The 15,076-nt window shown below is 59.8% G+C and carries 14 protein-coding genes and 1 tRNA gene; 6 read left to right on the forward strand and 9 right to left on the reverse strand.

The annotated features are described in order from the left end of the window. Positions 1-24: 24 nt before the first annotated feature. The 3 genes from NKH91_RS13050 to NKH91_RS13060 all read right to left on the reverse strand — a co-directional run bounded on the left by NKH91_RS13050 (position 25) and on the right by NKH91_RS13060 (position 3,798). Positions 25-837, reverse strand: a complete 813-nt coding sequence (locus tag NKH91_RS13050) for a FecR family protein (protein WP_352885157.1) — start codon at positions 835-837, stop codon at positions 25-27. Between the two features lie 11 nt (positions 838-848). After that, complete coding sequence (locus NKH91_RS13055) at positions 849-2,120, reverse strand: tetratricopeptide repeat protein (protein ID WP_352885158.1); 1,272 nt, start codon at positions 2,118-2,120, stop codon at positions 849-851. A 490-nt stretch (positions 2,121-2,610) separates the two neighbouring features. After that, a complete protein-coding gene (locus NKH91_RS13060; RefSeq protein WP_352885160.1) occupies positions 2,611-3,798 on the reverse strand; it encodes a magnesium transporter in 1,188 nt (395 codons plus the stop codon). Positions 3,799-4,537: 739 nt separating this feature from the next. On the opposite strand from NKH91_RS13060, the gene NKH91_RS32395 reads away from it, so the two are divergent. The 3 genes from NKH91_RS32395 to NKH91_RS32405 are packed head-to-tail and all read left to right on the forward strand — an operon-like array spanning position 4,538 to position 5,391. After that, entirely contained in the window at positions 4,538-4,756 is a 219-nt protein-coding gene (locus NKH91_RS32395; RefSeq protein ID WP_502898985.1) for a hypothetical protein, read from the forward strand. A 28-nt stretch (positions 4,757-4,784) separates the two neighbouring features. Then, positions 4,785-5,201, forward strand: coding sequence for a TIM barrel protein (locus NKH91_RS32400; protein WP_502898989.1), 417 nt, complete (start codon positions 4,785-4,787; stop codon positions 5,199-5,201). Then, positions 5,104-5,391: a hypothetical protein gene (locus tag NKH91_RS32405; RefSeq protein WP_502898986.1), complete on the forward strand. Its 288-nt coding sequence runs from the start codon at positions 5,104-5,106 to the stop codon at positions 5,389-5,391. The genes NKH91_RS32400 and NKH91_RS32405 overlap by 98 nt, the downstream gene beginning before the upstream one ends. Positions 5,392-5,851: 460 nt before the next feature. Here NKH91_RS32405 and NKH91_RS13070 read toward each other — a convergent pair whose 3' ends face one another. Continuing rightward, positions 5,852-6,100: a helix-turn-helix domain-containing protein gene (locus tag NKH91_RS13070; RefSeq protein ID WP_352885162.1), complete on the reverse strand. Its 249-nt coding sequence runs from the start codon at positions 6,098-6,100 to the stop codon at positions 5,852-5,854. A gap of 205 nt (positions 6,101-6,305) precedes the next feature. On the opposite strand from NKH91_RS13070, the gene NKH91_RS13075 reads away from it, so the two are divergent. Together NKH91_RS13075 and NKH91_RS13080 are read left to right on the forward strand one after the other, a co-directional pair. Further along, a complete protein-coding gene (locus tag NKH91_RS13075; protein WP_352885164.1) occupies positions 6,306-7,007 on the forward strand; it encodes a hypothetical protein in 702 nt (233 codons plus the stop codon). After that, positions 6,940-7,188 (forward strand): DUF2274 domain-containing protein, encoded by a 249-nt coding sequence (locus tag NKH91_RS13080; protein ID WP_502898987.1) that lies wholly within the window; start codon positions 6,940-6,942, stop codon positions 7,186-7,188. Before NKH91_RS13075 ends, NKH91_RS13080 begins: the two co-directional genes overlap by 68 nt. A 40-nt stretch (positions 7,189-7,228) precedes the next feature. On the opposite strand, the gene NKH91_RS13085 is transcribed toward NKH91_RS13080, so the two are convergent. From NKH91_RS13085 to NKH91_RS13100, 4 genes are all read right to left on the reverse strand, one after another. Then, complete coding sequence (locus tag NKH91_RS13085; RefSeq protein ID WP_352885166.1) at positions 7,229-8,116, reverse strand: LysR family transcriptional regulator; 888 nt, start codon at positions 8,114-8,116, stop codon at positions 7,229-7,231. A gap of 446 nt (positions 8,117-8,562) precedes the next feature. Continuing rightward, positions 8,563-10,752 (reverse strand): calcium-binding protein, encoded by a 2,190-nt coding sequence (locus NKH91_RS13090; RefSeq protein ID WP_352885168.1) that lies wholly within the window; start codon positions 10,750-10,752, stop codon positions 8,563-8,565. A gap of 634 nt (positions 10,753-11,386) precedes the next feature. Further along, positions 11,387-11,461 (reverse strand) — tRNA-Gln (locus NKH91_RS13095). Positions 11,462-11,582: 121 nt separating this feature from the next. Then, entirely contained in the window at positions 11,583-11,921 is a 339-nt protein-coding gene (locus NKH91_RS13100; protein WP_352885170.1) for a VOC family protein, read from the reverse strand. 192 nt (positions 11,922-12,113) lie between these two features. Between NKH91_RS13100 and ppdK the strand changes: the two genes are divergently transcribed. Next, entirely contained in the window at positions 12,114-14,810 is a 2,697-nt protein-coding gene (ppdK, locus tag NKH91_RS13105; RefSeq protein WP_352885172.1) for a pyruvate, phosphate dikinase, read from the forward strand. 114 nt (positions 14,811-14,924) lie between these two features. Here the strand turns inward: ppdK and NKH91_RS13110 are convergent, their stop codons facing one another. Further along, a complete protein-coding gene (locus NKH91_RS13110) occupies positions 14,925-15,071 on the reverse strand; it encodes a hypothetical protein (protein WP_352885174.1) in 147 nt (48 codons plus the stop codon). Positions 15,072-15,076: the final 5 nt, after the last annotated feature.

Below are 15,076 nucleotides of genomic sequence, written 5' to 3' on the forward strand. Positions count from 1 at the left end.
AAGGCTCATGTCGTGCGGCCGGGCCTAATTGCAGTAGTAGTCGCAGCCCTCGCCATCGCCATCGCCCTCATCCTTCACCCCGCCACCGGCAGGTGGCGTTGGGCTGTCGGGGAACTCCATGACCACTCCTGGCAATGCGCCATCGCTGGACTCGCAGACCTTGAGCGAGCCGCCGAGTGCCGACGCACAAAGCGCGCTTACGTCCAATCCCGGACCCGGTGCGCCTGGCAGGCCGGTGCCGGCAATCCGGTCGATGCTGTCCAATATCGGGAAGGTGTCGATTCCGCCGTAGCCGGTCAGCAGCTTGCCATTTTCCGACGTGCAGGCGAAGCCCGGGTTTGTGATGACCAGCCGTTTGCCATTCATCGTGCAGGTCATGCGGCCGGCGCGCAGTATGCCGACGGTCTGGCCGGCTGCCACCAGCACTTCGATGATGCCGCCTCTGGCCCCGAGCACCATGTGCGGCGTCGCAACCTGCATGACGCCGCCTTTCGAAACCTGGCCGCCATAGAATCGGGCCAGGCCGCTGTTCATCCCGATGTCGATCTTTCCCGATCCGGATCCCGGATTGTAGACGAATTCATCGATCGTCAGGCTGGTGTTCGGACCAATCTTGGCGCTCGATTCGTCCTGGAACACCAGCATTCCAAGACCAGTGGGATTGCTGCGCAGCTGGTCGCCGAGTTCGACGCCGGCACCGACGTTCATTGTCCCGCCGTTGTTGCGGACGATGTTGGTCTGGTAGGCCGTCATCGACCCGACCGTTTCAGCGGCAGATGGTGCCGCAAAGGCAAGGCAGGCGACAAAAATGGCGATCTGACGGTACGGGGTCCTCATCGCGGCCTCTTTCAATTGAGCGTCAACGTGTAGCTCATGAGCATTTCGAACGATTTTCGGTCGCGGCTGGCGATGTCGAAGTTGGTTTCGCGATAGGCAAGATCGACGCTGATCTTCTGCGACTCCGTCAGCTGAAAATCGCTTTCCGAGGCAATGCGCCAGAAGTCGCTCTTGATACTTGTGCCGATGCCGATGGACAGATCGGGAGCGTCGCTATGTCCGGCCGAGAAAGCGACCTGGTGCGACCATGCGAAAAGATCCGGTACGTTCATCAACAGGCCGCCATAGCGGACCTCGCCCGTGTAGCTGCGGCCGATTTCAGATCCGGAGGCGAAGTCATTCGAGCCGACAAAGCGCAGTCCGAGCGCCTGGCCATTGCGGAAGCGGTAGCTGCCGCCTGCCTCATAGAAAAGCCTGCTATCGGCGAAAATGCCTTGCGAGGCGCCTAGATCGATGTAGCCGCCACCGGCGAAGAGCGTCGTCTCGACCGTCGGGCGCACAAGAAAGCGCCCACTGACGCCGATGCCGGTTTCCTGGATATCGCTGTCGAAGCGATCCGTAACTGTGAACGCGGAAAGCAGCAGGCGCAGCGAATCGATCCCACTGTTGGGTAATCCCTTGTCCCAGGTGATCGCGGCGTTGCCGTGGATGAAGGTCTCCTTGCCACCCGGAACCGACAGGTCTGGCGTGAAAAAGCGCTGTGTCGCCGTCAATGACCCCGAAAGAACGAGAGCGTCAGCACTTGGCGTGCCGAGGTCCCACCGGACAAAGCCTTCCGCCCGCCCATAGGGCGAGACGAAGCTGTCGTCGTCCTGCGCCCCGCCCGGCTCAAAATCGGTGAATGCGCTGAATACGCCACCGGTCAGGGCGAGTTCCCAGGTGACGCCACGCAACGCGCGCTCGATGCGGGCGAGCAGGCGAACAGCTTCCTGCTGCTCACTTGCGGTCAGGCCGCCGACTTCGATGCCGTACTGCACCTGCCGCCGGGCCAATTCATAGGAGCCGACATGATAGTACAACCGGCTGGCCGCCAGCCGGGCGCGCGCATCGCGGGGGTATTTGATCAGATACTGCTCGATTGACGAGATCGCCTGATCGTATTGTCCCGCGTTGACGGCAACTGTGACGAACTGGGCGAGCGTTCCGTTGTCGGCCGGACTGGCGATGCGGGCTGAAAAAGCATCGTCATAGGCAGAAAAAAGACCCTGCGCGCCGGCCGGCAATACGCCGGTACAAAGCAGCGCTGCGGCGCAGCCGACGATCGTTCGAAACGAGAATTGCATGCCGAGAACCCACCCCAAACCCGACTAGTGCGAAGGACTTAGCACGACTACAAGAAAAAGGCGACTGAACGGATACCAGATCATGCGAGTCTCAGCAGCTGTTGCAGCTGCGCAACAAACCATCGGGTTCATTCGCATTTTGGCTGCGCTGGTTGTAAAAACATCTTCTCGGCGTTGCTGTAGCAAGTGAAGTATTCGGCACCGGTGGCAACTAACTCAAATCATCACCAGTCGTGGATCCCACAGCCGACAAGATCAATATTGTTTGCGCGATTCTGCGGGTACCTGGTCACCGAATGAGCCATCAAGGTCGTCCACGGCTGATCCAAAGGTCTTCCGTGGCAGTGCGCAAGCGGTCGGAGAGTTGCCGCGAGGTGCTTCTTACGACGCGCGCGCGATGCGGCACGGCTCTTGCTATTTCGTTGAACGCGACGAGGTCAGCTTATAGGAACTACATCTGTCCAGGGACGCGTCCACCGGACGCGCCTTGCTACAGCACGAGCATGGTGGCCAGCCCCAGCATCAGGCCCATGCCTACAATATCGGTCACGGTGGTGAGAAAAATCGCCGAAGCGACCGCCGGATCGGCGCCGACCCGGCGCAGGCCCAGCGGGATCAGCACGCCGGAGATTCCGGACATCAGGCACGATCCAGACATTGCGAGCAGGATCACAAGTGCCAGCATGGGCGCCTGGGCCGCCGACTCCGGTTGCCGCGAGGCGTAGAACCACATCGCCGCAGCCGCCACAAGACCGACGAGCACGCCGTTGGCGATCCCGAGCGCGCCCTCCCTCATCACCAGGTGCAGCTTCGGTCGTTTGTCCACATCGCCCAGGGCAAGGCCACGCAGCGTCATGGCCAGTGCCTGGCAGCCGGTGTTTCCGCTCTGCCCGGCCAAGACCGGGAGGAACGCTGCCAAGGCGACGATCTTTTCGATCGTGCCTGTGAACGAACTGACCACGAAAGCGGCCATGAAGGCCGTCAGCAGGTTCAGCTGCAGCCACGGATGACGCTTCAAGAAGGCTGAAATCAGCGGCGTAAAAGAACGCTCCTCCTTCTGGACACCCACCATCTGGCCAGACTGGGCGGAAATCTCAATGATTTGCTGCTCGAACAGCCGCCAGCCGCGGACCTGCCCGAGCAGCCGGTTCTCCGCGTCCACCACGGGATAGACAGGGTAGTGACGGCGTACCGCCGCCTTGCATGCGTCGCTCAAAGAGAGATCGACGTTAAGGGCGAACGGCCTGGGCAGCATGATCTGATCGACCATCGCGTCCGGTTCGCTCAGCATCAGATCGCGCAGGACCACCAGGCCAACCAGCTTATCGCCGCCCTCCGTGACGTAGAGATAAGTGAGCTCGGTCGGCACCTGGGTGCGTCTGACGGCCTCCACCGCGGCGGCTATCGTCGTGCCGACAGGAACGCTGGCGGGAATCGGGTCCATCAGTTCGACGAGCGACTCAGGGATCGCAAGGTCCTTGCCACCGGCATCAGGCTTGACAGGCCGCATATGCGGCGGCAAATGCTCCGCCACCTTACGGGCGTGCCTGTCCGGCAACAACTTTAGTGTGTCCCGGATGAACTCGGGAGATTCTCGGGCCAGCAATTCAGCCGCGTCATCAGGTGCTCGAGCACGCAGCGTGCGTACCAGCTTCTGAACGTCGTTCTCTTCCTTCATCTGCCGCCGCCCCCAAATTGCTAGTGTCTTGCCTCTGACAGTATGACACGGATCGGATCGCTCTGTCTGGCGCGCAGTGGCTCAAGCGCCTCGATCCCGAAATCTTCGCCTCTCGGGCGCCGAGTGGACCGAACCCAGACAGATCTGAGCCGTTGCGGCGTACATAAAGGCGGGCTGTAACCTCTGCGTGTCGCCGAGAATTCAACGTGTTGCGAACTTCACCGGTCTTTTCCTGGGATCTGCGAGCACGCCGCAGCAATGAAACTCAAACCCGGAAACTCTGCAACGGCAAGGCCTCCGGCGGTCGAATTGATTTGCCTCATGCCGCGCATCTTGCCAGTTCCTCCAGCTCTGGAGGCTGATGAATTCGCCACGATGACAAGGTGATTTGCGTGAACCTGTAATAGTTTAGCTTGAGAAAGGGGTTCTCAGTATCAAGTCTGTCTGAACGAGAGGTGCTCTTGAGAGCTTCAGGTTCGGGGGCAGGCAGTCTGCTTTGTGAGACTCGAGGTCGTCGCGGTCCGATCCGAGTTAATGTAGGCCCACTGGCAATAGCGTAGACCGCTCGATCGCACTTGGGGCGAACGAAGACTCGTTTCGAGAATGGCATCGGTTCTGTAATTGCCATCTCACCTGACAATGGTCCAGACCGGCCTGGCATTCCTGGCCGCCCGTCATTGGGGGATGCTTATGAGCAACATTATCGCCGCAGGTTTAACTCAGTCTCTTCCAATGGCAGATGGAGAGCCTTGAAGCGGACTTTCGCAGCTTTGCCGATATGGGCGTCGAAGCCGTCGAACTGGAACTGACGACCCTTGACCTCATGGTCGGTGGCCGCGTCGTCCCCGAGAGAGCCGAGAGGCTTATCGCGCTGACGAGGCAGTTAGATTTCCGCTATACGGTTCACGGCGTCGTCTCATCGAACCTCACGGACCGGCTGTCTACGTCACCAGATTGATGCTGCCAAGGCCCTGGTCGAATTTGCGATCGGATCGATGCGCGACCTTGTCCAGCATAGCGGGCTTTTCGCCGACCAGGTTCTCGATGGTCCTGGTTTCGAGGAACGCGAACGCGAAGCGGTGTTCGAGCTCGCCGAGTTCTGCAAGCCCTATGACGTGCGCATCACCTTCGAGAACCTCTTCGCCATGGACCCGGGTCAGTGCCAGCAGAGCCTGGCCGAGGTGGCGCAGACGGCAAAGGCGGTTAGCCATCTGAACCTGGTGGCGCTCATCGATTTCAGTCACGCTTATAGCGAATCGACCCATCGCGGCCTGAACTTCCGTGAGCAGCTGCGGGCCGGCGCCGGTGACCGGCCACCTGCATGTCCATGGTTCCTTCGGGCGCCCACAGGGTCTCCATCGAACCTACCTCTCGCAGGAGAATGCAGCGCTAGGTCTGGGTGACCTGCACTTACTCCTCGGTTGGGGCGATATCGAATGGGATGACATTGTCAGCGAGCTGGTCTTCTTGCCGGGGACCGTCCTCATCATGGAAATCGAACCCCGCTATCGCAATGAGCAGCCCGATTGCTTGGCCCGGGCCAAAAACCTCATCGCCTTGAACAATCGCGCTGAGCGCGGAGCGGCGGAGTAAAGGTCGAGTATCCGCCCCCGTGGTGCTGCCAATGTCGGCCAGAGCTGCCGAGCTCGTTGGCAGCGAGCCGTTTCGCATTAGCTAGATCCGCCTTAACGAGTCTTGCCGATCCTGTTTTCGATGAGATCGTAAGAAGAGTGCGCCTGCCGGTCTACGATATGAGGGCCAGCATTTGGTTGGCCGGTCCGTGGCGGTCGAGCACGGGCAGGGGCCGGAAACGTGCTAATCACCCACCCGTTGGCCAGCCGGGCCCTCGGCTGATTTTGCTCTGTGCAATCGCATGACTGCTCACGAACTCGGCTCTCAGCTTCGCCAGGGATGCTCTCGTATTCCGGGTGAGGGCAATCGATCTGTAGCAATGACAATCGTAAGTCGAGATGCAGATGGACACACGCAACCATCATCGAAGACACTAGGCCCGAGATGGATGAACGAAGCCTTTGCCGCCCGTTCCAACAAGTTATTTGCTTTCCAGAGGGCGTGCCAGCCGTACGCCAGGCCCGCCGCCATTTTGGGGAATGAATTCGACGCCACCGGCCTCCAATGCACGCTTGAGTGCTTCGATCGTCACCTGGTTGGCCTTCAACATGCCAGCGAGTGGCTCAAGCCGCTTAATGGTCGCGACTGACACCTTTGACTTCGCGGCGAGGGCCTTTTGATCCCATTGCAAAAGTGCGCGGGCTGCTCGCAACTGCTCACTCGTTATCATTATTATACCTAACGCATCATTTGATGCCAAAAGTCTTGACTATGCCGACGGTTTCGTTTAAGACCGTAGAGTGGACACTGCGCTCGCTCAGCCCCAGACAATACTCGGCCGGTGGCAGGACGAGCCCGTGTGAAACGGCCGAATAAGGTGGTGCAACACCTTACCCGGCCTGACCACAAGCCTAAGCTTCTGAGGAGCTCGGATCATGACTGATTCCGACAATATCACGAGTCTGCCATTCGTCACCCGCAGGCGAGTGCTTGCAGCGGTGGCTACTACCGCGTGGACGCTTGAAAGTAACGCGTCCGCAGGCGACGCCGGAAGGACCAATGTGCCTTCTGACCCAGCGCTGGCGCTTCGGCGGGAATGGCAGACAGCCCACAAGTTGACCAATCGGCTTTGCCGTCGGCAGCAGCGCCTGGAGACCAGGCTTGTCGAATGTGTCGGCTTTCCCTGTGTAGACGTCCGCCTGCCCGGTGGCGAGGAACTGACAGTCTACTCGATCGAGGCGCTCAATCAGGTGCTCGGCAACGGGCCGGATACGGCCGCTCTCCGAGAGAAGGCCGAAACTGAGTTTGCTGCGCATCAGGCACGCTGGGATGCGGCTGCCGAGAAGACCGGTTACATTGCTGCCCTCAGAGCCGAACGCGAAGCTGGCGAGCGGACGAAGGATCTTCTGGAAGCCTTCTCAATCACCCCCGCTACGACTCTCGCCGGTGTGGCGGGCAAGCTCGATGCCGTGTTGCGCGAGGGCGAAGCCTGGGAGGAATGCTCCGAGTTTCCTTGGCCGCAAATCCGCTCAGCGCTCCGCGATCTGGTGCGCATCGCCGAAGGCTTGGGTGCTGACCGGGTGCGGCGCCGAAGGATCCGTCAGGACCAAGCTGAAACTCTCCGCCATTCCCGGTGACCGTCCGGTCAAGATCACGGTCGAACTGCCCGGCGCCGCTCATCGCGATCTTGTCGCCTATGCTGAATTGCTCGGCGGCGAGAACGGACAGATAGTCACCGATCCGGCAAAGCTGATAGCGCCGATGCTGACCCGGTGTATGACAACGGACAGAGCCTTTGCCAGAGCCGAAGAACCCTGAAGCCGGGATGACTATTCGGGTCATTGCGGTCGGACGGCTGTCAGGACCAATACTTATCGCGCAAGAATGCGATGAAGACCGTCAGGGCAGGATTGGCATTGTCCGGACGCCAACGGGCAAAGCTGAAGATTTGGATCGGCTTGCCCCCGATCCGCAGCTTGCGGCAGACGGCGCCGTCAGGGACGCTGTTGGTGTCTCCATCGTGGACCAGAGCGACTCCAAGGCCGTTTCCGACAAGGCACAGAAGGGTGCCCGCACTGACGTGATGTTCGACAATTGCGGGAAGCTGCACGCCATTTCCAACAGCGTCGGCGAGCAGAAATGCTTCGCCCCTACGCACGAGCAGCGTCTCTTGGCCCAGCTCCAACCACTCGATCACGGGGCGGCTTGCGAGAGAATGATTTGAAGCAACAACGACGGCCAGAGTATTCTTCCACAACATTAGTTCGAATGGGCCGCCATTGGAGCGCGAGGAGGAGGTCACGGTGACGTCGAGCTCGGTGCCGCCCAGAGCAGCCCTGGGCTCGGGGTGAGGCCCCTCGACCAAGCTGACGGTCACATTTGGATGACATTTCCCGAACTCGATAATCGCATCCAGTGCTCGCCCGGCGAGGATGAGTCCGTTGGAGCCGATGGAAAGCCTTTGTTGTTCATCTTTAATGCCGGTCCTGGCCAGCGTGAGAGTATTGTCCAGTTCGAGCAGCACGGAGCGCAGACGACCCAGGAAACGTTCGCCGGCCGGGGTTGGGCCAACGCCGCGAGCATGGCGATGAAATATCCTCGTTCCCATCGCGTATTCGAGATCGCGTATGCGCCGGCTGAGCGCGGAGTGATCGATACCGGCGCGCCGCGCCGCGCGCAGAAAGCTGCCCTCCTCGGCGACCACAAGCGCATAATTAAGTGTCGCGAGTTGAATGGAGCTCCGCATCTCTGCTCAAGGTCAAGGTAGCAACAAATCGCAGAGATTTGAGCGCTTTTGACGCCGGCGGGCTATCCCCAGATCTCGGTATTGACATGGAGTGAAACCATCCAGGCCTCTTTTAAACAGGATCATGAGAACAAGGACGCAAGAGGCGTGCAGCAAGACTTCCCGCGATAATCGGAACATGCTGCGACGGAACACGTGGGCTCCGCTCGTGGGGGGCTCGCATAGCCAATGAAGCGAGCTCGTTTTGGCAGGCTATGCTCGCAACGACAATCCCCGGAAGACACTCACCAGAGGATATCACTCCATTTTTCGGGTGAGCCTTATGGAGGGGACGTCGCAATCCACGAGGAGAGCACAACTCAGACTGGTCACTTCGTTTGAAAAATCCGGTGCTTGAACAAAGACGGAGCGGCGGACCAGCTCGAAGGTCCGCCGTTCCGGGTCGTTCAGACTACAAGGAACGAACCTGCTCCAAGCGATAGACCTGGAGAGAGAGTGGCGAACTGTATTTGAGCTGCGCCGCCGATCCCGTCGCTGTCGAAAGAGAGCGCTCCGGTTGAGTTGTTGTAGATGATATGGTCGGAGCTATCATGCGCGGTCGTACCGGCAAAGAAAGCATCGGATGAAAGGCCTCCCAGCTTAAGCCCGGCAAAAATGGCGTCGTCGAGCTGAATCTTGTCCTGGAGCTTGTTGAAGTCGGTGACCTTATCGATATTGCCGGCTCCAAGAGCGCTGTTGAAGAGGAAGGCATCGTTACCGCCCCTACCGGTCAAGAAGTCGGCGCCGCCGCCTCCGTTGATGATATTAGCGCCAGCATTGCCGAAGATGCTCTGGCCGAACTCGTTGCCAGTGAGGTTGATTGCCGTCGTGCCGGATGGGTCCCTGGCGACGAGAAGCTCCAGCGACGAGCCAGCCGAAAGAGCATAGCTCACGCTGCTGAGCACCCTGTCGGCGCCCCCGCCCGTCACCTCATTTACCTTGTCTCCGGCGTTGTCGACAAAGTAGACGTCATTGCCGCCATAGCCGGTCATCGTGTCGGCACCGGCGCCACCATCAATAAGGTTGATCGCGGCATTGCCCTGGATGGTCTGGGCGAAGGCATTACCGGTCAGGTTGATCGCCGTGGTCCCGGACGGGTTGTTGGTGGCGAGAAGCTCGATCTCGGAGCCGGCCGCAAGCGCATGACTTACGGAGGCGAGTACCTTGTCTGTACCGCCGCCCACCACCTCAAATACTTTGTCGCCGGCATTATCGACATAGTAGGTGTCGTTGCCGCCTCTACCGGTCAAGAAGTCGGCTCCGCCGCCTCCGTTGATGATATTAGCGCCAGCATTGCCGAAGATGCTCTGGCCGAACTCGTTGCCAGTGAGGTTGATTGCCGTCGTGCCGGATGGGTCCCTGGCGACGAGAAGCTCCACCGACGAGCCAGCCGAAAGAGCATAGCTCACGCTGCTGAGCACCCTGTCGGCGCCCCCGCCCGTCACCTCATTTACCTTGTCCCCGGCGTTGTCGACAAAGTAGACGTCATTGCCGCCATAGCCGGTCATCGTGTCGGCACCGGCGCCACCATCGATAAGGTTGATCGCGGCATTGCCCTGGATGGTCTGGGCGAACGCATTACCGGTCAGGTTGATCGCCGTGGTCCCGGACGGGTTGTTGGTGGCGAGAAGCTCGATCTCGGAGCCGGCCGCAAGCGCATGACTTACGGAGGCGAGTGCTTTGTCTGTACCGCCGCCCGCCGCCTCAATCTCCTTATCGCGGATGTCATCGACATAATAGGTGTCATTGCCGCCATAGCCGATCATTGTGTGGCCGCCGGCCCCGTGGAACACATCGTCGCCGCTGGTGCCGTACAGGGTGTCACTTGTGTCGACGGGAGGCGGAGTTGTCCCAGTAGTTGCGAGGTTGTGTTGCCGGAAAACGGCCTGCAGTTCCGAAGAGCTCTCCAACGCTGTGTCGCCTCGCTGCGAACCCCAGGCGTATGCGTAGTCGAAGGCGGGTGACGGAACCAGCTTGGCCCAGTGCTCCATCATGGTCTGCATCTGGGCGGCGGTGGGCACGACATATTTGCCACCCATGTCGGTGTTATACTCGCCACCTCCAAACGCCTGGTAGCCCGGAACGATCTGGCTCGTCGGGATGCCCGATGCCTGAGCGGCGGCGACGAATTTATCGATCATGTTGTAGTCGACCGGGCCATCCGTGCGGACGGGATAGACATCTATGCCGTAGTAATCGATACCCGTATTGGCGGGATTGTACGTGCCCCTAAAATCCGGATTCGCCGACGTCCCCAGGCTCATCATTGTGATGTAGGTCTTGGCGCCTGGGAAATGCTCATGGATCCAATCGGATTCGGCCTTCAGATTCGCTGCGGAGGCGTAGGTACCCCATTGGCCGGTGGGATCCGGCTCGTCAACCAGGAAGAACCCAAATACGTTCGGATTGCCGAGGAAAGGAGTAACCTTGTCGATAAAGGATTGGGTTACCCCGTTGGCCTCGTCGAGGTAGACCAAGCCTTTCATGCCCTCTGGCAGCTCGTTGACTTGGTCAACATATTGCACGCTAGCCAGATTGAATCCGGCTTTTGCAATGTCCGTGCCGGATCCGCCCGACGTGTAATGGAGAGTCGCCATCCATAATCCCTCATTTTGATTCGATAGCGCCCCGCGAATGTCTGCCTACTAGAAGGTGTATATTAGCGCCAAATCACATACCTGCACGCCCTGATAGAATGGTTGATCGGTGGCAGGATTGTCACATTGCGGCGAAAAATATATTTCCGGATAGTCGGCCTTGTGGGATAAAAAACGAATTTAATTGCAGTCATGCTCACGTTGTTTCTGAGGGATGCTTGTCGATGTTTTTATGACATCTTATCTATCGCGGATAATACACAATTATACTCAATAGTTTATTTAACACAACAATTTAAATTTTTATTAAAATTACTTGACGACTATGAATATTATCAATGAAGACGTGTTGGAGGTGCTGACACTCTTCAGAAAAACGAAAAAATCTGATGTTTTGGATTATAAAAGTCTAAACTATAAGATCGAACGCCAAGCCGGGGTAGAAAAACTGCTTTTCTCCACAAGATGCATTTGACTGCCGGCCAATTGAGCCGACATTAACTAAGATGCCAGCCGGATCGCGCTCTCTGCCGGAGACACCAATTTGTTGTGGACAGATACCGCAGATCCCAGTCCGCGACCAAGGTGTCTGCAACTGAGATTACGACTCGGGGGATCGTCAGAATTGGAGAACTGGCTGGGGCGCCAGGATTCGAACCTGGGAATGTCGGTACCAAAAACCGATGCCTTACCACTTGGCGACGCCCCAACAGCCGGAGCGTGCCCGCTGTGCGCGCGGCCTTATAGGACGAGCCGGGAGAAAGCTCAATGCCGACATATCGACTATGCGCGACCGATTCACCAGTTTTGCAATCGTCACTTTGACGGACCTATTCACCCCAGACAGCCATTTCATTGCCGGCCGGATCGACGAAATGGAACCGCCTGCCGCCGGGGAATGAAAAGATCGGCTTGACGACGGTGCCGCCGGCATTCTCGACGGCGCTTAATGTTTCCTCCAGCCTTTCGGAATAGAGCACGGGCAGCGGCTTGGCCGGCGCATCTTGGCCATCCGCCTGAAAACCGCCGTCCAGCCCTTCGGCAAAAGCTGAATAGGTCGGCCCGTAATCGGTGAACGACCATGAGAAGGCCGCGCTGTAAAAAGCCTTCAAGCTGTCCAGCGTTCCGCCTGTCGCTGGCATTTCCAGATAATCGAGGTTGCCGGTCATTCTCGTCGTTCTGCCCTTTGTTCTCGTTATGTTCTACAACAAAGCCTTCCAAAAAGCAAGTCTTTTCGACGCCGCTTTTCATTAATCGATTGTAGAGGCCGGCCGGCTTGGTCGATGCCTTGCCTTTCGCACTGCAGCATCATATCGCTCGATTTGCCAGTATTTCCAATCTCCTGCAACCGGGGAGCAAGCATGACCAAGTGGGTCTACATTTTTGGCGACGGCGCCGCGGAAGGCCGTGCCGGCGACCGCAATCTGCTCGGCGGCAAGGGCGCCAACCTGGCCGAAATGTGCAGCCTGGGCCTGCCGGTGCCGCCGGGCTTCACCATCACCTCCGAAGTCTGCAACGCCTATTACGCCAACGGCCACACGTACCCGGCTTCGCTCGAAGCGGACGTTGCGGTCGCGCTCGAACATGTCGGTCGGCTGACCGGGCGCCGTTTCGGCGATCCCTCGAAACTGCTTTTGGTGTCGGTTCGCTCAGGTGCGCGCGCCTCGATGCCAGGCATGATGGACACCGTGCTCAATCTCGGCCTGAATGACGAGACGGTCGAAGCCTTGGCCGCCGATTCAGGCGATCCGCGCTTTGCCTATGACAGCTACCGCCGTTTCATCCAGATGTATTCCGATGTCGTCATGGGCCTCGACCATGAGGTGTTCGAGGAAATCCTCGAAGACCAGAAGGGCGGGCTTGGCCATGAGCTCGACACCGAGCTGACAGCCGTCGAATGGCAAGGCGTGATTGCGCTCTATAAGGCGAAGGTCGAGGAGGAGCTCGGCAAGCCGTTTCCGCAGGATCCGCACGAGCAGCTTTGGGGCGCCATCGGCGCGGTGTTTTCCAGCTGGATGAACAACCGCGCGATCACCTATCGGCGCCTGCACGACATTCCCGAAAGCTGGGGCACTGCGGTCAATGTCCAGGCCATGGTCTTCGGCAATATGGGCGATACCTCGGCCACCGGCGTTGCCTTCACGCGCAATCCGTCGACCGGCGAAAAGCAGCTCTATGGCGAGTTCCTGGTCAATGCGCAGGGCGAGGATGTCGTTGCCGGCATCCGCACGCCGCAAAACATCACCGAGGCGGCGCGCATTGCGGCCGGCTCCGACAAGCCGTCGCTGCAGAAACTGATGCCGGACGCCTTCCAGGCTTTCGTCAGTATCTCCGACCGCCTGGAAAAGCACTACCGCGACATGCAGGATCTCGAATTCACCATCGAGCGCGGCAAATTATGGATGCTGCAGACCAGGTCCGGCAAGCGCACCGCCAAAGCGGCGCTGAAGATTGCCGTCGACATGGCCAGGGATGGACTGATTTCGAAGGAGGAGGCCGTCGCCCGCATTGATCCGGCCTCGCTCGATCAGTTGCTGCATCCGACGATTGATCCGAAGGCGGCGCGCGACATCATAGGCGTCGGCCTGCCGGCTTCGCCGGGTGCTGCCACCGGCGAGGTCGTCTTTTCCTCCAATGACGCCGAGGAGGCCAAGGCGCAAGGCCGCAAGGCGATCCTGGTGCGCATCGAGACCAGCCCCGAGGACATTCACGGCATGCATGCGGCCGAAGGCATCCTGACAACGCGCGGCGGCATGACCAGCCACGCCGCCGTGGTGGCGCGCGGCATGGGCAAGCCTTGCGTTTCGGGCGCGGGCTCGCTGCGCGTCGACTACAAGGCCGGCACGCTGATGGCGATGGGCGCGACCTTCCGCAAGGGCGACATCATCACCATCGACGGCTCCAACGGCCAGGTGCTGAAGGGCGCCGTGCCGATGCTGCAGCCCGAACTCTCGGGCGATTTCGCCGCCATCATGGAATGGGCCGACGGCGCGCGCCGCATGAAGGTGCGCACCAATGCCGAGACGCCGGTCGATGCGCGCATGGCGCGCTCCTTCGGCGCCGAAGGCATCGGGCTTTGCCGCACCGAGCACATGTTCTTCGACGGCGATCGCATCATTGCCATGCGCGAGATGATCCTCGCCGATACGGAAAAGGACCGGCGAACGGCGCTGGCCAAGCTGTTGCCGATGCAGCGCTCGGATTTCCTCGAACTGTTCGAGATCATGGCCGGGCTGCCGGTGACGATCCGACTGCTCGATCCGCCGCTGCACGAATTCCTGCCAAAATCCGAAGAGGAGGTGGCCGAGGTGGCCGCTGCCATGAACGTGTCCCCGGACAAGCTCCGGCGCCGCACCGAGGCGCTGCACGAGTTCAATCCGATGCTCGGCCATCGCGGTTGCCGGCTTGCCGTCTCCTATCCCGAGATCGCCGAGATGCAGGCGCGCGCCATTTTCGAGGCGGCCATCGAGGCCGGCAGGAAGGCCGGCGCGCTGGTGGTGCCGGAGATCATGGTGCCGCTGGTGGGGCTGGTGAAGGAACTCGACTTCGTCAAGGCTCGCATCGACGCCGTCGCCAAAAGCGTGATGCAGGAGACCGGCGTCAGGATCGATTATCTGACAGGCACGATGATCGAACTGCCGCGCGCCGCGATCCGCGCCCACGTCATCGCCGAGGCGGCAGAATTCTTCTCCTTCGGCACCAACGATCTGACCCAGACTACGTTTGGCATCTCGCGCGACGATGCGGCTTCGTTTCTCGAGACTTACCGGAAAAAAGGCATCATCGAGCAGGATCCGTTCGTGTCGCTTGACATAGACGGCGTCGGCGAGCTGGTGCGGATGGCGGCAGAGAAGGGCAGGGCGACGCGGCCCGACATCAAGCTCGGCATTTGCGGCGAACATGGCGGCGACCCGGCGTCGATCCATTTCTGCGAAAAGGTCGGCCTCGACTACGTCTCGTGCTCGCCCTACCGGGTGCCGATCGCCAGGCTGGCTGCCGCGCAGGCGGCGGTACTGGCTGCGAAAGCCAAATCTGATCGAAGGGATTCGGACAGATAAGCACGGTGACCACGGAAATTCTTGCTGCCTGGCGCCGAGCCTCGTCCAGGTCGAGCAATTTCGGGGCCGGTAGACGCAGCGCGCCGGACCACAGCGAGATCGCCGGAACCGGCTTCATTTGAAGAAATCCGCAATGCTGTTGATGGCCAGCACCACATAGACGATCGGACCGGCGACAAATGCGCAATAGAGGCAGAGGATCGCCGCCAGCACCAGCAGCAGCGGCTTGTCGCGGCCGACCGCGCGGAGTTCGGCCTCCACCGTCC

The organism is Mesorhizobium sp. M0894 (assembly GCF_040319725.1).
Taxonomy (GTDB): domain Bacteria; phylum Pseudomonadota; class Alphaproteobacteria; order Rhizobiales; family Rhizobiaceae; genus Mesorhizobium.

Coding starts and splice junctions, on each gene's coding strand:
- NKH91_RS13050 (WP_352885157.1), bottom strand. CDS start 837: ATGAGGACCCCGTACCGTCAGATCGCCATTTTTGTCGCCTGCCTTGCC.
- NKH91_RS13055 (WP_352885158.1), bottom strand. CDS start 2,120: ATGCAATTCTCGTTTCGAACGATCGTCGGCTGCGCCGCAGCGCTGCTT.
- NKH91_RS13060 (WP_352885160.1), bottom strand. CDS start 3,798: ATGAAGGAAGAGAACGACGTTCAGAAGCTGGTACGCACGCTGCGTGCT.
- NKH91_RS32395 (WP_502898985.1), top strand. CDS start 4,538: ATGGAGAGCCTTGAAGCGGACTTTCGCAGCTTTGCCGATATGGGCGTC.
- NKH91_RS13070 (WP_352885162.1), bottom strand. CDS start 6,100: ATGATAACGAGTGAGCAGTTGCGAGCAGCCCGCGCACTTTTGCAATGG.
- NKH91_RS13075 (WP_352885164.1), top strand. CDS start 6,306: ATGACTGATTCCGACAATATCACGAGTCTGCCATTCGTCACCCGCAGG.
- NKH91_RS13085 (WP_352885166.1), bottom strand. CDS start 8,116: ATGCGGAGCTCCATTCAACTCGCGACACTTAATTATGCGCTTGTGGTC.
- NKH91_RS13090 (WP_352885168.1), bottom strand. CDS start 10,752: ATGGCGACTCTCCATTACACGTCGGGCGGATCCGGCACGGACATTGCA.
- NKH91_RS13100 (WP_352885170.1), bottom strand. CDS start 11,921: ATGACCGGCAACCTCGATTATCTGGAAATGCCAGCGACAGGCGGAACG.
- ppdK (WP_352885172.1), top strand. CDS start 12,114: ATGACCAAGTGGGTCTACATTTTTGGCGACGGCGCCGCGGAAGGCCGT.